Below are 17,239 nucleotides of genomic sequence, written 5' to 3'. Positions count from 1 at the left end.
TAGAGAAGGGTAGTCGTATGGATACGAACCGTTTCGTGATTGAGGTCAAGAAGACTCCGGCGAAGGCCGATGCGAAGACACGCATCGAGAACTTCAATGAAATCTATGCTGACTTCAAGCCGACACAGGCATCGCACCAGGCGTCGCGTTGCGCGCAATGCGGCGTGCCCTTCTGCCAGCACGGCTGCCCGCTGTCGAACAACATCCCCGACTGGCTGCGCCTGACCGCTGAAGGCCGCCCGCAGGAAGCCTGGGAGCTGTCGTCGGCCACCTCGACCCTGCCGGAAATTTGCGGCCGCATCTGCCCGCAGGACCGTCTGTGCGAAGGCTCCTGCGTGCTGGAGCAATCCGGCTGGCAGAACGTCACCATCGGCAGTGTTGAACGTTATCTCGGCGACATGGCCTTTGAGAACGGCTGGATCGAACCGATCACCCCGGAAGTCGAGCGCGCACAATCGATCGGCATCATCGGTGCCGGTCCGGCCGGCATCGCCGCCGCCGACCGCCTGCGCACCCTGGGTTACAAGGTCACCATCTATGACCGTTATGACCGCGCTGGCGGCCTGCTGGTCTACGGCATCCCGTCGTTCAAGCTGGAAAAGCACGTCGTGGCCCGCCGCACCGACCGCCTGGCCCAGTCGGGCGTCGAGTACGTTATGAACTGCGACATCGGCAATGATGTCAGCTTTGACGAACTGCGCGAAAAGCACGATGCCATCTTGGTCGCCACCGGCGTTTACAAGACCCGCCGCCTGTCGGTGCCGGGCTGTGGCTCCAAGGGCGTGGTCGCCGCGCTCGATTACCTGATCACCTCGAACAAGGTCAGCTTCGGCGATGACATCGAGGACTTCACCAATGGCCGTCTGAACGCCAAGGGCAAGAACGTCGTCGTCATCGGCGGCGGCGATACCGCCATGGACTGCGTCCGTACCGCCACCCGCCAAGGCGCGAAGTCGGTCACCTGCGTCTATCGCCGTGACCGCGCCAACATGCCGGGTTCGGATCGCGAAGTCGCCAATGCCGAGGAAGAAGGCGTGCGTTTTGAGTGGCTCTCGGCCCCCAAGGCTGTGCTCGGCGATGCCGACAGCGTTTCGGGCCTGAAGATCCAGCGCATGCGTCTGACCACGCCGGACGCGCAAGGCCGTCAGGGCATCGAGGATATCCACGGCGCCGAAAACGACCTGCCGGCCGACCTGATCATCGAGGCCCTCGGCTTCGAACCGGAAAACATGCCGGTGATGTTCAACGAGCCCAAGCTCGAAGTGACACGCTGGGGCACCATCAAGACCATGGCCGGTGAATTCCAGACCACGGTCAAGGGCGTCTTCGCGGCGGGCGATATCGTCCGCGGCGCCTCGCTCGTCGTGTGGGCTGTCCGCGAGGGGCAAGACGCCGCTGCCGACATCCACCACTATCTGCAAACCGAACTCCTTGTCCCGGCCAACGCCAACGAAGAGCTCCAGCTGGGAGCCGCGGAATAATCATGACCAAATTCGATTCCTTTAAGCACTACCAGGATCAACGTCAGCGCCTGATCGATGGCCATGCCTATGATCCGGCCTCCGAAATTTCCGCCTGCGGCGTCGGCGTCGTCTGTTCCATCGATGGCTCGCAAAAGCGCGAAGTGGTCGAGCTGGCCGTCAAGGCGCTGAAGGCCCTGTTCCACCGTGGCGCGGTCGATGCCGACGGCAAGTCGGGCGATGGCGCGGGCATCATGATCAATGTGCCGCAAGCCTTCTTCCGCAAACAGGTCGAGAACATCGGTCACAAGCCGCGCTCCGGCCCGATCCTCGTCGGCCAGGTCTTCCTGCCGCGCACCGATCTCGGCGCCCAGGAAACCGCCCGGACCATCGTCGAATCCGAAATCCTGCGCTCCGGCTTCTATCTTTATGGCTGGCGCCAGCCGCCGGTGGACGTGACGCAGCTGGGCGAGCGCGCCTCAGCCACGCGCCCGGAAATCGAGCAGATCATGATGGCGGCCCCGGAAGGCCTGGAAGGCGAAGCCCTGGAACGCGCCATGTTCCTCTGCCGCCGCCGCATCGAAAAGCGCGTCGACGAATCCAATCTCGGCGATTTCTACCTCTGTTCCTTCTCGGCCAAGACCCTGATCTACAAGGGCATGTTCCGCGCCGAGTCGGTCGATGACTTCTATCTCGACCTGAAGGACCCGGACTTCACCTCGTCGGTGGCCATCTTCCACCAGCGTTTCTCGACCAACACCTTCCCCGAATGGCGTCTGGCCCAGCCTTTCCGCATGCTGGCGCACAACGGCGAAATCAACACCCTGCGCGGCAACATCAACTGGATGAAGTCGCACGAGATCCGCATGGCAGCCACCACCTTCGGCGACCAGGCCTCGGACGTGAAGCCGGTGATCCAGCCGCGCGGCTCGGATTCTGCCGCGCTCGACAACGTGTTCGAACTGCTGGTCCGCGCCGGCCGTTCGGCGCCGATGGCCAAGGCCCTGCTGATCCCGGAAGCCGCTGGCAAGGACGACAATGTCTCCGAGGCCAACAAGGCGCTCTATGCCTACTGCAACGCCGTGATGGAACCGTGGGACGGTCCTGCCGCCATCTGCGCCACCGATGGCCGCTGGGTCATCGCCGGCAAGGACCGCAACGGCCTGCGCCCGCTGCGCGTCACCGAAACCCATGACGGCCTGCTGATCGTCGGCTCCGAAGCCGGCATGACCGGCGTGGCGGAAGAGCGCGTGTCGCGCCGCATCCACATCGCGCCGGGCCGCATGATCGCGGTCGATCTCGAAGGTGGCCAGTTCTATGGCGAAGATGCCATCATCGACGCCCTGGCCCAGAAGCACGACTACAAGGGCTGGCTGGAAAACATGGTCGACCTGGAGCCCCTGATCATGCCGGGGCCGGAGCCGCGTGTCTATTTCGGCGAGGAACTGCATCGCCGCCAGATCGCCGCCGGCTTCACCCTGGAAGATCTCGATACGGTCCTCGACGCCATGGTCAAGGACGGCAAGGAAGCCATCGGCTCCATGGGCGACGATACGCCGTTGGCCGTGCTTTCCGAGCAGTGGCGTCCGCTGGCGCACTATTTCCGCCAGAACTTCGCCCAGGTCACCAACCCGCCCATCGACCCCTTGCGCGAAGCGCAGGGCATGTCGCTGAAGACGCGCTTCAAGAACCTTGGCAACATCCTGGCCGAGGACGAGGCCCAGACCGACGTGTTCGTGCTGGAAAGCCCGTTCCTCAGCACCCTGATGTACGAGCGTATGGTGACGTTTGACAATGTCGGCCATGTCGCCAAGCTCGACTGTACCTTCGAGGTGCCGGCGGAAGATGCGATCGCCGGGCAAGGCCTCGGTGCCGCGCTGGAACGCCTGCGTGACGAGGCCGTCAAGGCCGTCAGCGAGGACAAGGCCAGCATGATCGTCCTCAGCGATGAGGGGCTGAATGCCGAGCGTCTCGGCGTGCCGATGATCCTGGCCGCCGCTGCCGTCCATTCGCGCCTGGTGCAAAAGGGCCTGCGCTCTTTCGTCTCCATCGTTGTTCGCACTTCGGAAGCCATGGACCCGCACAGCTTCGCGGTTCTGGTCGGCGTTGGCGCCACGGCGATCAACCCCTATCTGACCTTGGAACTGCTGCAGGAGCGTCTGGCGCAGGGTCGCTATGAAGGTTTCAACGAATACAAGGCCTTCGTGAACTACAAGAAGGCCATCGAAGCCGGCCTGATGAAGATCCTGGCCAAGAAGGGCATCTCGATCATCTCCTCCTATCGCGGTGGCTATGAGTTCGAGGCGCTCGGCCTGTCGCGCGCGCTGGTGGCGGAATACTTCCCCGGCGTGACCTCGCGTATCTCCGGCATCGGCCTGGCCGGCATCGAGCAGAAGCTTACCAAGCTGCATCTCAATGCCTGGGCCAAGAAGCCGGTCACCCCGATCGGCGGCTTCTACAAGATGCGCGCCGCCGGCGAGACCCACTACTATCAGCCGAAGCTGATCCACCTGCTGCAGGACGCCACCACGCGTGACGACTATCAGGTGTTCAAGAAGTACTCGGCCCTGATCGCCGGCATGTCCAAGACCGCCCCCACCAGCCCGCGCGACCTGCTGGCCTGGGAAGGCAAGGACGCCCCCATCGCCATCGAGGAAGTGGAATCGGTCAACGAAATCCGCAAGCGTTTCGTCACGCCGGGCATGTCGCTGGGCGCGCTCAGTCCCGAAGCCCACGAGACCCTGAACATCGCCATGAACCGCATTGGCGCGCGTTCGGTGTCGGGTGAGGGCGGGGAAGACCCCGAGCGCTATCACCGCCGCCCGAACGGCGACAACCCGAATTCGGCCATCAAGCAGATCGCTTCCGGCCGTTTCGGCGTTACCGCGGAATATCTCAACCAGTGCCGCGAAATCGAAATCAAGGTGGCCCAGGGCGCCAAGCCCGGCGAGGGCGGCCAGTTGCCCGGCTTCAAGGTCACCGAGTTCATCGCCCGCATGCGTCACTCGACGCCGGGTGTGGGCCTGATCTCGCCGCCGCCGCATCATGACATCTATTCGATCGAAGACCTGGCCCAGCTGATCTACGACCTGAAGCAGATCAACCCGCGCGCCCGCGTCACTGTCAAGCTGGTGTCCCAGTCGGGCATCGGTGCGGTCGCCGCAGGTGTTGCCAAGGCCAAGGCCGACGCCATCCTGGTGGCTGGCAATGTCGGCGGCACCGGCGCCTCGCCGCTGACCTCGGTCAAGTTCGCCGGCCTGCCGTTCGAACTCGGTCTCTCCGAAGCGCACCAGGTGCTGACGCTCAACAACCTGCGTGGTCAGATCCGTCTGCGCGCCGATGGCGGTATGCGGACCGGCCGTGACATCGTCATCGCCGCCCTGCTCGGTGCCGAAGAGTTCGGCATGGGCACGGCGTCGCTGGTCGCCGTCGGCTGCCTGATGGTTCGCCAGTGCCAGTCCAACACCTGCCCGGTCGGTGTCTGCGTCCAGGACGAACGCCTGCGCGCCAAGTTCACCGGCACGCCGGAAAAGGTCATCAACCTGTTCACCTTCGTCGCCCGCGAAGTGCGCGAAATCCTGGCCTCGCTGGGTCTGCGCTCGCTTCAGGAAGCCGTCGGCCGCACCGATCTGCTCAAGCAGGTGTCGCGCGGTGGCATCCATCTGGATGACCTCGACCTGAACCCGCTGCTGGTCCGCGTCGACCTCGATCCGGGCGCCACCATTACGGCGGCCGACGAGATCAACGAAGTAGCCGACACGCTGGACGCCCAGATCGTGCGCGACGCCGCCTATATGCTGGAACGCAAGGAAAAGATGCAGCTGACCTATGACGTGCGCAACACCATGCGCGCTGTCGGCACCCGCACCTCGTCCCATATCGTCAGCAAGTATGGCAATACGCTCGACGAGGGCCACCTCAAGCTCGAACTGCTGGGTTCGGTCGGCCAGTCGCTCGGCGCCTTCGCGGTCAAGGGCCTGACGATCAACCTGATTGGTGAAGCCAATGACTATGTCGGCAAAGGGCTTTCCGGCGCCACTATCGTCGTTCGCCCCAAGGTCTGGCAGGAAAACCAGGCCCTGGCCGGCAACACCATCCTCTACGGCGCCACCTCCGGCCAGCTCTATATCGCGGGCACGGTCGGCGAGCGTTTCGCGGTCCGTAACTCCGGCGCGACCACCGTGGTCGAAGGCGTCGGCGCGCACGGCTGCGAATATATGACCGGCGGTGAGGTTGTGATCCTCGGCAAGGTCGGCGCCAATTTCGGCGCGGGCATGACCGGCGGTGTCGCCTATGTCTACGATCCGGATGGCAAGCTGGCTTCGTACATCAATCCGGAAGGCATCACGCTCCGTCCGGTACCCGATGAAAACGTGGCCCGCCTGAAGGACCTGATCTCGGCCCATCTGGAGAAGACCCTGTCGCCGCGGGCCCAGACCCTGCTCGATGACTGGGACAACAGTCTGAAGGCCTTCGTTGAGGTCATGCCCAACGAAATCCTGGCGATCCAGGCGGCTCAGGAAGCCAAAAGAGCATAAATGAAAGCGGTCCCGAAAGGGGCCGCTTTTTTCATATGATGAATTTCGCTGTGCCGTTGAAAATCTAACCTTATATTAGGCTTTACCCGCTCTAATGGTTATCCAATAAGCGTGTAAGGGCGAGTTCATGTCGAGACAGGTACTGATACTGGAAGATAGCCGGACCCAGGCCATCATTATCAGCAAGATGTTCCAGCGTGCCGGCTATGAGTCGGTCTGCGTGACCGATATGACGACAGCCCTCGAACAGCTCCAGACCCAGAGCTTTGACCTGCTGGTGCTCGATGTCTTCATCGAGAACTATAACACGCTCGACGATCTCGAAGCCTATCGCCAGCTGGCGCCGCTGGTGCCGATCGCCATCATGACGGCCGGCCAGATGGATAATCCGGATGCCGGCGCTTCGGCGCTCAACAAGGCGCGTCGTGCCCGCGTCAAGTTTCTCCTGCCCAAGCCCTTCTATTTCGATGACGTGAAGCAGGTGTGCGGCGATGTCGATGCCTATTGGGCAGAGGTTGAGCGCGCCAGCGCCGTGGCTGTCGCTCAGTAAGGCAATCCAGCCATGACCGCGTCTTCTCCAAACCGCCGTCCCGATCCCGACGGCGACCTGTCCCGCCTGCTTGGCCTGATGCAGCATTCCGAAACCCTGGTCGGTCTGCTGCATAACTTCTATACCAAGCTCGATACCCGCCGGTCCGAGGATTTCCAGTCGATTGCCGATTCCATCGCGCAGGCGCGGGCTGAGATCGGTGAACTCAATCCCAATGGCGCCTTTCCCAATGCCGGCGCCGAACTGGCGGCCATTACCCAGGATACGGAAAACGCCACCAATACCATCATGACGGCGGCTGAAACCATCATGGCGCTGGATTCCGCCGATCCGCAGATTGGCGATCAGGTGATGACTGAGGTCATGAAGATGTTCGAGGCCTGCGCCTTTCAGGACATCACCGGCCAGCGCGTCTCTAAGATCGTCCGCCTGCTGAACCAGATCGAGGCACGTGTCGCCGATCTGGCGGCGGCCATCGGCACTGGCGAGGAAGTGGCCGTTGCCGAACTCACCGCTGCCGAGTTGCGCGCCCGCAACCTGCTTCTGAACGGACCGGCGCTGGCAGGCCCGGAAACCAGCCAGATGGATATCGACGCCCTGTTCGCCTGACACCTGACAACAGATTATTAAACTTATAGTTGTTTGATTGGGTAAAAACAAATTGTGATTTCACCCGAGCGGGAACACGGCATAGGTTACCGTCCGCCACAGGGATGAGAGGCACCTATGAGCGCAATGAATACGCTTCGCAGCGAGGACCTGCCGCCGACCGGCGTGCGGCCGAAGATTCTCATTGTCGATGACCGCTGGGAAAACCTGCTGGCCACCGAGGCCTTGCTGAAACCGTTGGGCGCGGCCATCACCACGGCCGATTCCGGCGAAAAAGCGCTGGACCTGGTGCTGCGGGAAGACTTCGCCATCGTCCTGCTCGATGTGCAGATGCCGGTCATGGACGGCTTCGAGACCGCCCGCCTGATGAAGACGCGCCCGTCCATGCAGGCGGTGCCAATCATCTTTGTCACCGCCATCAGCAAGGAAGATCATTTCGCCACTGAGGCCGCCGAGATCGGCGCGGTCGACTACATCTTCAAGCCGATCAATTCCGATATCCTGAAAAGCAAGGTCAAGGTCTATCTCGACCTCTACACCCAGCGTCAGCAGATCCTGCAGCTCAATGCCCATCTGCGCCAGTCGAATGAAGAACTGGAACGCTTCGCCTATGTCTGTTCGCACGACCTGCAGGAGCCGGTGCGCATGATGAACGCCTATGCCAGCCTGCTGGCGGAAGGCGTAGCCGGCCAGATGGACGAGACTGCCCAGGGCTATGCCGAATACATCCGCGACAATGCCATCCGTGTCCAGACGATGATCCGCGATATCCTGAATTTCTCCCGTATCGGGCGTGAGGAGGTCAAGCTCGAAACGGTCGATTGCCAGGCGGTCTTCGATACCCTGGTGCCGGATTTCGCCGACGTGGTGGCGCAGAAGCGGGCGGTGATCGCGGCCAGGGATTTACCGGTCATCCAGACCAGCCCGACCCTGATGCGCGTCCTGCTGCAGAACCTCATCGGCAATGCGCTGAAATTCCAGGATGGCAGCCGCACGCCGGAAATCATCGTTTCCGCCCACCGGGAGAACAAGGGCTGGCGCTTTGACGTGACTGATAACGGCATCGGCATCGATCCGGTCTTCCACGAACGCATCTTCCAGGTCTTCCAGCGCCTGCACAGTTTTGACGACTATATCGGCACGGGCATCGGTCTTTCGACCTGCCGCAAGTTCGTGCGCCTGTGCGGCGGGGATATTACTGTCCACTCGCAGCCGGGCAAGGGCAGCACCTTCACCTTCACCCTGCCGGACAAGCCGTCCCTTACGCGGAACGCGCACGCGGCGCATTGAATATTTATCGCGCAAACCGGACTTTACAGAAGCTGTTCTGTCCGGAGGTTCGCCATGAAGCCTACTCGCCTGATTTTTCCGCTTGCCGTGCTCGGCGGGGCCGCACTGGCCGTCACTGCCTGCGCTTCGCTGACCGCCATGGGGCCGGTCGGCAACAAGGCGGTGCCGCAGCCGGCGAAACCGGTCGATCTCGATCAGTATACCGGCCTGTGGTTCGAGATCGGTCGTTATGAGAACCGTTTCGAAAAGGATTGCGAAGGCGTCACCGCCGAATACCGCGCCCGTCCGGATGGCCATATAGATGTCATCAATTCCTGCCACCGCGGCAGCCTGTCGGGACCCATCAAGACCGCTCATGGCCGGGCGAAGATCGTGCCGGGCAGCGGCAATGCCAGGCTCAAGGTCTCCTTCTTCGGTCCCTTCTATGTTGGCGATTACTGGGTGCTCGATCACGCCGATGACTATGCCTGGTCGATTGTCGGCGAGCCTTCGGGACGCTATCTGTGGCTGCTCAGCCGCACCGCCCATCCGCACGAAATGGTGCGCAATACCATCGAAGCCCGCGTCCGCGCCCTCGGGTATGACTGGTCGCTGGTGCGGATGACACAGCACTGAGATTTCAATCGTGAAATGTGCGATTGCGCAAGGCGCGACGGCGCGTTAACACTTTGACCCTGTTCATGCCGAAGGGGTCTTTTCATGTCGCTTGTACGCCTGAGTGTTCGTTTGAGCCTGGCCGCCACGCTTCTGGCCGGTGCCGCCATTCCCGTCCATGCTTTTGCGGCGCCGACCGCCCTCGACAATGAGGTCACGCAATATCTCCAGACCCTGCCGCTTACCCTGACGACGCCGGAAGCGGTCAGCGCGCGCTGCGACGCGACCCTGGAGCTGACGGCAAAGGCAGAGACGGCGCTGGAGGCACGCACCGGCAAGGCCACCATTAGCGGTGATTTCAGAGCCTTCGATACCCTGTCGCTGATCCTGTCAGATGGCGGCAATGAGATGTATCTGGTATCGGAAACCAGCCCGCTCAAGCCGGTGCGCGACGCGGCGCAGGCCTGTATTCCGAAACTGTCCGATCTTGGCACCAGGGTCTCACTGTCGCGGCCTATCTATGACCGTCTGGCGGCCATCCCGACAAAAGATCTGGATGAAAAGACGCGCTTTTCGCTCAACAAGATGCTGACCAACTACAGGCTGGCCGGCGTCGACAAGGATGAGGCGACGCGGGCCAAGGTGACCCAGCTCCAGAAGGAGATCACCGAGATCGGCCTGAAATTCGCCGAAAATACCCGCGACGACACCGGCGATATTCCGCTGAAGCCCGAAGAGCTGAAGGGCATGCCGCAGGATTATATCGATGCCCACAAGCCGGGCGCGGACGGGCTGGTGCACCTGACCTTCGCCTATCCCGATGTCTTCCCGATCATGGATTTCGCCGATATCCGCGAAACCCGCCGCAAGGTGGTCACGGCCTTCAATAATCGCGGCTGGCCCGCCAACGAAGCCGTGCTCAAAAGCCTGCTTGAGAAGCGCTACGAACTGGCGCAAGCTCTGGGCTATCCTGACTACGCCACCCTGATCACCTCCGACAAGATGATCGGCAATCCGCAGCGCGCCGCACAGTTCCTCGATGACGTCAATGCCGCCGCCAAACCGGGCGCCGAGGCCGACTATGCCGAGATGCTGGCCTTTGCGAAGACAATCGACCCGACGGTCACTGAACTCCAGCGTTGGGACCGTAGCTATTTCGAGAACAAGCTGCGCAAGGCCAAGTACGATGTCGATTCCGCCGAGGTGCGGGAATACTTCACGCTGAATAAGTCCCGCATGGGCATCTTCAAGCTGGTGGCCGATCTGTTCAATGCCGATATCCGGCCATGGAACACACCGGTGTGGGACCCGTCGGTCACCGCCTGGGAACTGTATGACAACAACAAGCTGGTCGGGCGCTTCTATCTCGACCTGAGCCCGCGCGACGGCAAGTATAACCACGCTGCACAGTTTCCGATCCGCACCGGCATCGAAGGCCGCCAGATTCCGGTCGGCGCCCTGATCTGCAACTTCCCGGCCTCGGGGCCGATGGATCATGAGGACGTCACCACCTTCCTGCATGAATTCGGCCATCTGCTGCATGCCATGTATTCCGGCCATACCGAATATGGCGTGCAGTCCATGGGCAATCTGCAGTGGGACTTCATCGAAGCGCCGTCGCAACTGCTGGAAGAATGGACCTGGAACTACGACACGCTGAAGGGTTTTGCCTCGAATGATAAGGGCGAACCGATCCCCGAAGGCCTGGTGCAGAAGATGAATGCCGGCCGCCATTTCGGCGAGCCCGGCCAGTGGAAGACACAGCTGGCCTATTCGGCGATCTCGCTCAACTTCTATAATCGCAAGCCGGATTTCGATCTGGCGACCCAGTTCGATGCTCAGCTCAGCCGGTATGCGCTCTATCCGCCGGTGCCGGGCACCCACGCCTATGCCAGCTTCGGCCACCTCGATGGCTATTCGGCGATCTATTATACCTATGTCTGGTCGAAGGCGATTGCGCTCGACCTCTTTACTCGCTTCGAGGCCGATGGCATCCGCAACAAGGACACCGCCCTGCGCTATCGCAAGCTGGTTCTGGAGCCCGGTGGTTCGGAAGATGCCAATGTGCTGATCCAGAATTTTCTCGGCCGGCCGCTGAGTCTGGAGGCCTTCAAGGCGGAACTGCAGAAGAAGTAGGCAAATCAGGCGGTGCGGTTCGTTTCTTGTGAAATCTTTGTCACATAAGGGGCGGGCCGTACTTCAGGCTGTGAATATTATTGACAATCCGGCGATTATTCTACAAAAGGCCCGCCTAGGCCCCCCACAGCTTAGAAACCATCTTTCCTCTGCGGAATGTTCGCAGGGTTTTTTGCCGTTTTTGGGTGTTGTCATGTCCGAGTCCGAAGATCATCTGTTTGCCGTCTATTCGCGGTCGCCTGTCGAGGTTGACCATGCCGAAGGTAGCCGACTGTATGACCGATCGGGTCGAGAATATCTCGATTTCGTGCAGGGCGTCGCCACCAATGGCCTGGGTCACGCCAATCCGATTCTGATCGACGCGCTGACGGCGCAGGCGAAGAAGGTCTGGCACGTCTCCAACATCTACACCATCCCGCAGCAGCATGAGCTGGCCAGCAAGCTGTGCGAAGCCTCTTTCGCGGATCAGGTGTTCTTCACCAATTCGGGCGCTGAGGCGGTCGAAGCCGCCCTGAAGCTGGCGCGCAAGTACCATGCCTTCAAGGGGCATCCGGAACGTATCGACATCATCGGCTTCAAGGGCGCTTTCCACGGCCGCACCTATGCCGCCATCAATGCGGCTGGCAACGAAGGCTATCTCGATGGCTTCGGTCCGCGCCTGCCCGGCTATGTCAATGTCTCGCTTGACGATCATGACGCTATCCGCGCGGCGGCTGAGGCACCGACAGCGGCGGCCATCATTGTCGAGCCGGTTCAGGGCGAGGGCGGTGCCCGTGCCCTGACCGACGCCGAACTGCATCTGCTGCGCGATCTGTGCGACGCCAACGGCCTGTTGCTGATCTTCGATGAGATCCAGTGCGGCATGGGCCGGACCGGCAAACTGTGGGCGCATGAATATTCCGGCGTCATTCCGGACGTGATGTGCCTGGCCAAGGCCCTGGGCGGCGGCTTCCCGATCGGCGCCTGCCTTGCCACGCGTGAGGCGGCTTCCGGCATGACCTTCGGTGCGCATGGCTCGACCTTCGGCGGCAATCCGATGGCCATGGCGGTCGGTCTTGCGGCCTTTGGCGAACTGTCGAAGCCGGAAATGCTGGAAAATGTCGTCAAGGTATCGGGCTATATCAAGCAGCAGCTAGAAGGCCTGAAGCAGACCTATCCCGACATGATCGATGAGGTGCGCGGCAAGGGCTTGCTGATCGGTATCAAGCTCAAGCCGAATAACCGCGACGTCATGACCCTGGCGCGTGACAATGGTCTGCTGATCGCCGGCGGCGGTGACAACTGCGTCCGCATGTTGCCGGCGCTGAACCTGACCGAGGCCGATGCCCGTGAGGCGCTGGAGCGTCTGGAAAAGACCTTTATCGCGATCCGCGAAAAAGCCCAGGCCGCCGCGAAGCAAACCGCATAAAGTTCAAAATGGGGTCATGGGATGACCCACAAGGGGGAGTCTTCCATGACCCGTCACTTTCTCGATATCTGCAACCTGACCAGCGAAGAACTGCGCGCCATTGTCGATGACGCGCACGCCCGCAAGCGCCTGCGCCAGGGCTGGCCCAAGGGCCGCCCCGATGCCGATGCCCCGGCAAAGGACCGCGTGCTGGCCATGATCTTCCAGAAGAATTCGACGCGTACGCGCTTTTCGTTCGATGCCGCTATTCGCCAGCTCGGTGGCCAAGCGATCATTTCCACGGCCAATGACATGCAACTCGGCCGCGGCGAGCCGATCGAAGACACCGCCAAGGTGCTGTCGCGCATGGTCGATGCTATCATGATCCGCGCTAATGAGCATGACGATGTGCTGCGCCTGGCCGCTGCCTCGACCATACCGGTGATCAACGGCCTGACCAATGCTTCGCACCCCTGCCAGATCCTCGCCGATATCCAGACCATCGAGGAACATCGCGGCGCCATCGAGGGCAAGACCCTGGCCTGGATCAGCGACGGCAACAATGTCTGCAACAGCCTGATCCATGCGGCCGCGCGCTTCGGTTTCACGCTGAATATCGCCTGTCCGGCTGCTTACAAGCCGTCGCAGGACGCCATGGTCTTCGCCTCGGAATCGCGCGCCCGCGTGATGGTGACGCAAGATCCGGAAGAGGCCGTGCGCGGCGCCGATGTCGTGCTGGCCGATACCTGGGTCAGCATGGGCGATCTCGATCACGACGAGCGTCTCGAAGCCTTCCAAAATTACCAGGTCAATGCCGAGCTGATGAAGCTGGCCAAGGATAACGCGCTCTTCCTGCATTGCCTGCCTGCCCACCGTGGCGAGGAGGTGACGGAAGACGTCATCGACGGTCCGCAATCTGTGATCTGGGACGAGGCCGAGAACCGCATCCACGCGCAAAAAGCCATCCTGGCCTGGTGCTTCGCCGGGGCGTAATTCGGATCAATACCGTTCCGGCGGTTTGGTCTGGATGCCCATCAGGTTGAGCAGATGCACGACCAGCAGCAGGGCCGCTGTGAAGGTCAGCAGCATCAAGAACCGCCACGGCACCATGCGCGGGCCCTTGTTGGGGTCCATCGGCCGCGCGCCCAGAAAACCGAACAGGGCGGTAAAAAGACCGAAGACAATCGCGAGAATCAGGGTAAGGGTTAAACTCAGTTCCATCCGCTGCATATGTCGTGGAATGAACGCACAGGCAAGTCGCTTGACGATTTCTCGCGCCATTGGCGAAGTCTGAAAATTCTCCCGTACCGCGAATTCGGCGTTATAAATTTCCACAGAAGATTAACGTTTGCGCCATATATAGTGGTTAACGAGGTGTTTACACCCCACATAATGTTGTTTACCCTCGTCGATTGACGAAGCTAGGGGAATCGCATGAGCGCGAACGCACCGTGGAGTGTGAAGGGTATTGACGCCAGGGCGCGCGAAGTCGCCAAGGACCTGGCGCGCCGCTCCGGCTTGACCCTTGGCGAATGGCTCAACCAGATGATTCTCGAAGGCGAAGACGTCAGTGCGCTGATCAGCCGTGAGAAGGCGCGCATCCATGCCGAGCCCGCCGAAATCGATGAAGACGAAGACGACTATGTAGCGCCGCGCCGACACCGCGCAGCTGAAACCGAGTACCATACGGGAGGCCGCATGGCCCAAAAGCCTCGCAAACCGGCCGCACCCTATTCGTCGGCCGCCCAGCCCCTCAGTGCGCGTGAAATGAGTTCGCGTGATTTGCGCCGCCAGTCGATCTTCTCCGATCGCCCGGAATATGACGATGGCTACACCGCTGAAGAGTCGCGTTATGCCGCAGCCTCCAGCGATCTGAGCCGTGTTGCCCGTGCGCTGGAATCGCTGGGCGCCCGGATGGAAAATTCCGAGGCGCGGTCGGCTACAGCGGTGCGCGGTGTCTCCCATGCCGTCGAAACCGTGCTCAATCGCCTGGAGCGATCCGAAGCTGCGCACGCCGATGTGCAGGACCGTATCGAGGCCCAGTCCCAGGACGTGCAGTCGTCGTTCGAGCGGCTGGCTCGCGCCGAGGCGGATCGCGGCCTGTTCGCCGACCGCCTCGAACAGGCTGAACGTCTGATCGATGCCCAGGCCGAGCGTCTGGAAGGCCTGTCCGGCCATGTGCGCGAGGATCGCGAGCGCATGGCCCGTTTTGAGCAGGATCTGAAATCGCCTCAGGTGGGCGAAACCGTTCGCGCCGTGGAGGGCGCGCTCGGCAAACTGGCTAACCAACTTTATGAGGGCGAGGCCCGCGCCCGCGACAGCCTGACCGGTGTGCGCGAAGATCTGGTGGGCTTGTCGCATCGCGTGGCCCATGTGGAAATGCGCGATCCGGACCGCGCCGCGCAAGCTCTGATCGACAAGGTTGTTTCGCAGCTGGCCCATCGCCTGGATGCCGCGGAGGCCCAGACCACCGGCGCTATCCGCACTCTGGAGCAGGCCTTCAAGTCGCTGGAAGGTCGTCTGGCGCAGGTCGAGGCCGGTGGCGATGTCACCGACGCCGAGACGGTGAAGTCGTTGTCCGGCCTGGCCGCCGATCTGTCGCGTCGGGTGGAGGATTCGCGTCAGGACCTGTTCAGCGCTCTGCAGACCGGCAAGCAGGAAACCATCGAGCTGGCCGTCAAGGTGGTGGGCGAACGCATCGAGCAATCGGAAAAGCGCTCCGCTGACGCTATCGATCGCATGGGACAGGACGTCCTGCGTATCGCCGAGAACCTCAACCGCCGTGTGGCTGGCGTCGAGACGGCAAACCATGACGGCCTGACGCGCATGGGCCGCGATGTGCAGCGTGTCGCCGATGCGGTCGATGGCCGCTTCAACCGTCTCGAAGGCGGTCATGCCCAGGCCTTGGAACGTCTCGGTGGCGAGATCGCCCGTATCTCCGAGCGCCTGAGCGGCAAGATAGCAGACAGCGAACGCCGCACGGCGGAAGTCCTTGGCGCGGTTGGTGAGCAGTTCGAGCGCCAGCGCAGCGACCTGTCTGACCGCATCCGCGCCAGCGAGGCGCGCACGGCGAAGCTGCTGGAGGAGACGCGCGCCCAGATCGATTCCCGCCTGGCCAAGGTGCAGACCGAGAGCCTGCTCGCCGAAACCGCGGCTCGTCCAACCGTGCATGACGACGATCTCGATGGCGGACTGTCCAATCCCTTTGCCGCGCACCCCTTCGCGACCAGCACGCCCGTGCTTGACGAAGAAGAGGACGTAAATGACGAGGCGGACGATTTCGATCCACCCGTTCCGGCTCCGGGCCCGGTCGCGAAAGAAGCTGAAAAGCCGATGGACCTGACCGGTCACCTGCTGGGCCTGGCCGAAAAGGAGACCGGCGCCTTCAAGCCCGATTTCGATCCCTTCGAGTCGGAAGATCTGGAAGACGATCTGGAAATGAGCGCGCCGCTTTCGCAGGCGGCGCCTGCGCGGCCGGCCAGTCCGATTCTGTCACCGGATGAGGATGACGACGACAGCGATCCGTTCGCCGATATCGAGGTGTCGCGCAAGACCGCGCCGAAGAGTGCGTCGCGTCCGGTGGTCGCCATGGAAAGCATTCCGCAGGCGCCCATGGTACATTCTCCGGTCCAGGCGCAGGTTCAAGAGGCGCCGAAGGTGCGCCATCCCTTTGACGATGAGGACGAGGCCGATTTCGGTGAGCCGGAAGAGGCGCCGGTGTCAGTATCCACCCGCGATGCCCTGGCGGCGGCGCGCGCCGCCGTGCGCGCCAGCATCGAGGGCAAGGACGAGCGCAAGTCGGGTGGTCTGGGATTGGGCCTGCTGAAGGCAGGTCCGTCGCGCGCTAAAGGCGTGAAGCCGGAACCCGCGAAGAAGGCCAAGAGCGGCAGCACCCTGCTGAACGCGCTCAAGGCGTCTTCGGTTGCGGTTGGTGTGGTTGCGATCGGTGCCACCGGCTGGGTAGTCACCAACCGGCTGGCCAACGAACAGAAAGCCCAGCCGGCCATTGCCGCCTCGGCCCTGACTGTCAGCCCGCCCTCAGCGGATGAACAGCAGGCGCTGAAGACGCGCTATGACCTGGCCCTGCAGGCCGTGCAGGCGCATGATCCGAAGGCTGTCGAGGCGATGAAGGTGGTGGCCAACCAGGGCTATGCCCAGGCTCAGTTCACTCTGGGCACCCTCTATGCCGGCGAAGGCAATCTGGTGCCGGTCGACAAGACCGAGGCGCGGGCCTGGATTCGCCGGGCGGCCGAAGGCGGTGTGCCGGCGGCCATGAACCAGTACGGCTATATGTTCTACAATGGCGATGGTGGCACCCAGGACCGTCCGACGGCGGCCCTTTGGTTCCGCAAGGCCGCTGAGCGCGGCGTGGTCGACGGTCAGTATAACCTGGCTCTGCTGTATCAGAGCGGCAATGGCGTGCCGCTTAATCCGAGCGAGGCCTACAAGTGGATGAAGATTGCCGCCAATAACGGTGCCGATGGCGCCAAGGCCTATGCCACCGATCTCGGTTCGCAGCTGAGCGATGAGCAGCGCGCCCGCGCTGATGACGCCGTAGCCCGCTTCACCCCGATCAGCGATGGCGGTCAGGTGGCGCAGTCCGGTTCTGAGTCGGCAGGGTAATTTTCACAGTTTGTTCCTTTTCATACCTCTCGGCGCACGTTAAGCTTTGCGT

General features: G+C 62.1%; 11 protein-coding genes. 10 read left to right on the top strand and 1 reads right to left on the bottom strand.

The features are described from left to right. The first annotated feature begins 17 nt into the window (after positions 1-17). The 9 genes from QM647_RS03770 to argF all read left to right on the top strand — a co-directional run bounded on the left by QM647_RS03770 (position 18) and on the right by argF (position 13,557). Positions 18-1,481, top strand: coding sequence for an NAD(P)-dependent oxidoreductase (locus tag QM647_RS03770; protein WP_414994135.1), 1,464 nt, complete (start codon positions 18-20; stop codon positions 1,479-1,481). A gap of 2 nt (positions 1,482-1,483) precedes the next feature. Beyond that, positions 1,484-5,998, top strand: coding sequence for a glutamate synthase large subunit (gene gltB / locus QM647_RS03765; RefSeq protein ID WP_414994134.1), 4,515 nt, complete (start codon positions 1,484-1,486; stop codon positions 5,996-5,998). 127 nt (positions 5,999-6,125) lie between these two features. After that, entirely contained in the window at positions 6,126-6,548 is a 423-nt protein-coding gene (locus tag QM647_RS03760) for a response regulator (protein WP_414994133.1), read from the top strand. Positions 6,549-6,560: 12 nt separating this feature from the next. Then, positions 6,561-7,157 carry a protein phosphatase CheZ gene (locus QM647_RS03755; RefSeq protein ID WP_414994132.1) on the top strand — a complete coding sequence of 199 codons (597 nt, stop codon included), beginning with the start codon at positions 6,561-6,563 and terminating at the stop codon, positions 7,155-7,157. Between the two features lie 117 nt (positions 7,158-7,274). Further along, positions 7,275-8,447, top strand: a complete 1,173-nt coding sequence (locus QM647_RS03750) for a sensor histidine kinase (protein WP_414994131.1) — start codon at positions 7,275-7,277, stop codon at positions 8,445-8,447. A gap of 54 nt (positions 8,448-8,501) precedes the next feature. Further along, positions 8,502-9,062: a lipocalin family protein gene (locus QM647_RS03745; RefSeq protein ID WP_414994130.1), complete on the top strand. Its 561-nt coding sequence runs from the start codon at positions 8,502-8,504 to the stop codon at positions 9,060-9,062. Between the two features lie 84 nt (positions 9,063-9,146). After that, entirely contained in the window at positions 9,147-11,177 is a 2,031-nt protein-coding gene (locus QM647_RS03740; protein WP_414994129.1) for a M3 family metallopeptidase, read from the top strand. Positions 11,178-11,370: 193 nt separating this feature from the next. Then, the gene (locus tag QM647_RS03735) at positions 11,371-12,585 is read left to right on the top strand and encodes an aspartate aminotransferase family protein (protein ID WP_414994128.1); all 1,215 of its coding nucleotides are present in this window, start codon (positions 11,371-11,373) and stop codon (positions 12,583-12,585) included. 45 nt (positions 12,586-12,630) lie between these two features. Continuing rightward, positions 12,631-13,557, top strand: coding sequence for an ornithine carbamoyltransferase (gene argF, locus QM647_RS03730; protein ID WP_414994127.1), 927 nt, complete (start codon positions 12,631-12,633; stop codon positions 13,555-13,557). A 6-nt stretch (positions 13,558-13,563) separates the two neighbouring features. Here argF and QM647_RS03725 read toward each other — a convergent pair whose 3' ends face one another. Next, positions 13,564-13,785, bottom strand: coding sequence for a hypothetical protein (locus QM647_RS03725; RefSeq protein WP_414994126.1), 222 nt, complete (start codon positions 13,783-13,785; stop codon positions 13,564-13,566). 213 nt (positions 13,786-13,998) lie between these two features. On the opposite strand from QM647_RS03725, the gene QM647_RS03720 reads away from it, so the two are divergent. Then, positions 13,999-17,187 (top strand): hypothetical protein, encoded by a 3,189-nt coding sequence (locus tag QM647_RS03720; protein WP_414994125.1) that lies wholly within the window; start codon positions 13,999-14,001, stop codon positions 17,185-17,187. Positions 17,188-17,239 lie beyond the last annotated feature (52 nt).

The organism is Asticcacaulis sp., from assembly GCF_047605585.1.
Lineage (GTDB): Bacteria > Pseudomonadota > Alphaproteobacteria > Caulobacterales > Caulobacteraceae > Asticcacaulis.
The sequence above is the reverse complement of the archived record's forward strand: the minus strand, read 5'-3'. Positions and strand labels throughout refer to the sequence as shown.

Excerpts from the sequence above, each read along its gene's own strand:
- QM647_RS03760 (WP_414994133.1), top strand. The coding sequence starts at position 6,126 with ATGTCGAGACAGGTACTGATACTGGAAGATAGCCGGACCCAGGCCATC.
- argF (WP_414994127.1), top strand. The coding sequence starts at position 12,631 with ATGACCCGTCACTTTCTCGATATCTGCAACCTGACCAGCGAAGAACTG.
- QM647_RS03770 (WP_414994135.1), top strand. The coding sequence starts at position 18 with ATGGATACGAACCGTTTCGTGATTGAGGTCAAGAAGACTCCGGCGAAG.
- QM647_RS03755 (WP_414994132.1), top strand. The coding sequence starts at position 6,561 with ATGACCGCGTCTTCTCCAAACCGCCGTCCCGATCCCGACGGCGACCTG.
- QM647_RS03745 (WP_414994130.1), top strand. The coding sequence starts at position 8,502 with ATGAAGCCTACTCGCCTGATTTTTCCGCTTGCCGTGCTCGGCGGGGCC.
- QM647_RS03740 (WP_414994129.1), top strand. The coding sequence starts at position 9,147 with ATGTCGCTTGTACGCCTGAGTGTTCGTTTGAGCCTGGCCGCCACGCTT.
- QM647_RS03735 (WP_414994128.1), top strand. The coding sequence starts at position 11,371 with ATGTCCGAGTCCGAAGATCATCTGTTTGCCGTCTATTCGCGGTCGCCT.
- QM647_RS03725 (WP_414994126.1), bottom strand. The coding sequence starts at position 13,785 with ATGGAACTGAGTTTAACCCTTACCCTGATTCTCGCGATTGTCTTCGGT.
- QM647_RS03720 (WP_414994125.1), top strand. The coding sequence starts at position 13,999 with ATGAGCGCGAACGCACCGTGGAGTGTGAAGGGTATTGACGCCAGGGCG.
- QM647_RS03750 (WP_414994131.1), top strand. The coding sequence starts at position 7,275 with ATGAGCGCAATGAATACGCTTCGCAGCGAGGACCTGCCGCCGACCGGC.
- gltB (WP_414994134.1), top strand. The coding sequence starts at position 1,484 with ATGACCAAATTCGATTCCTTTAAGCACTACCAGGATCAACGTCAGCGC.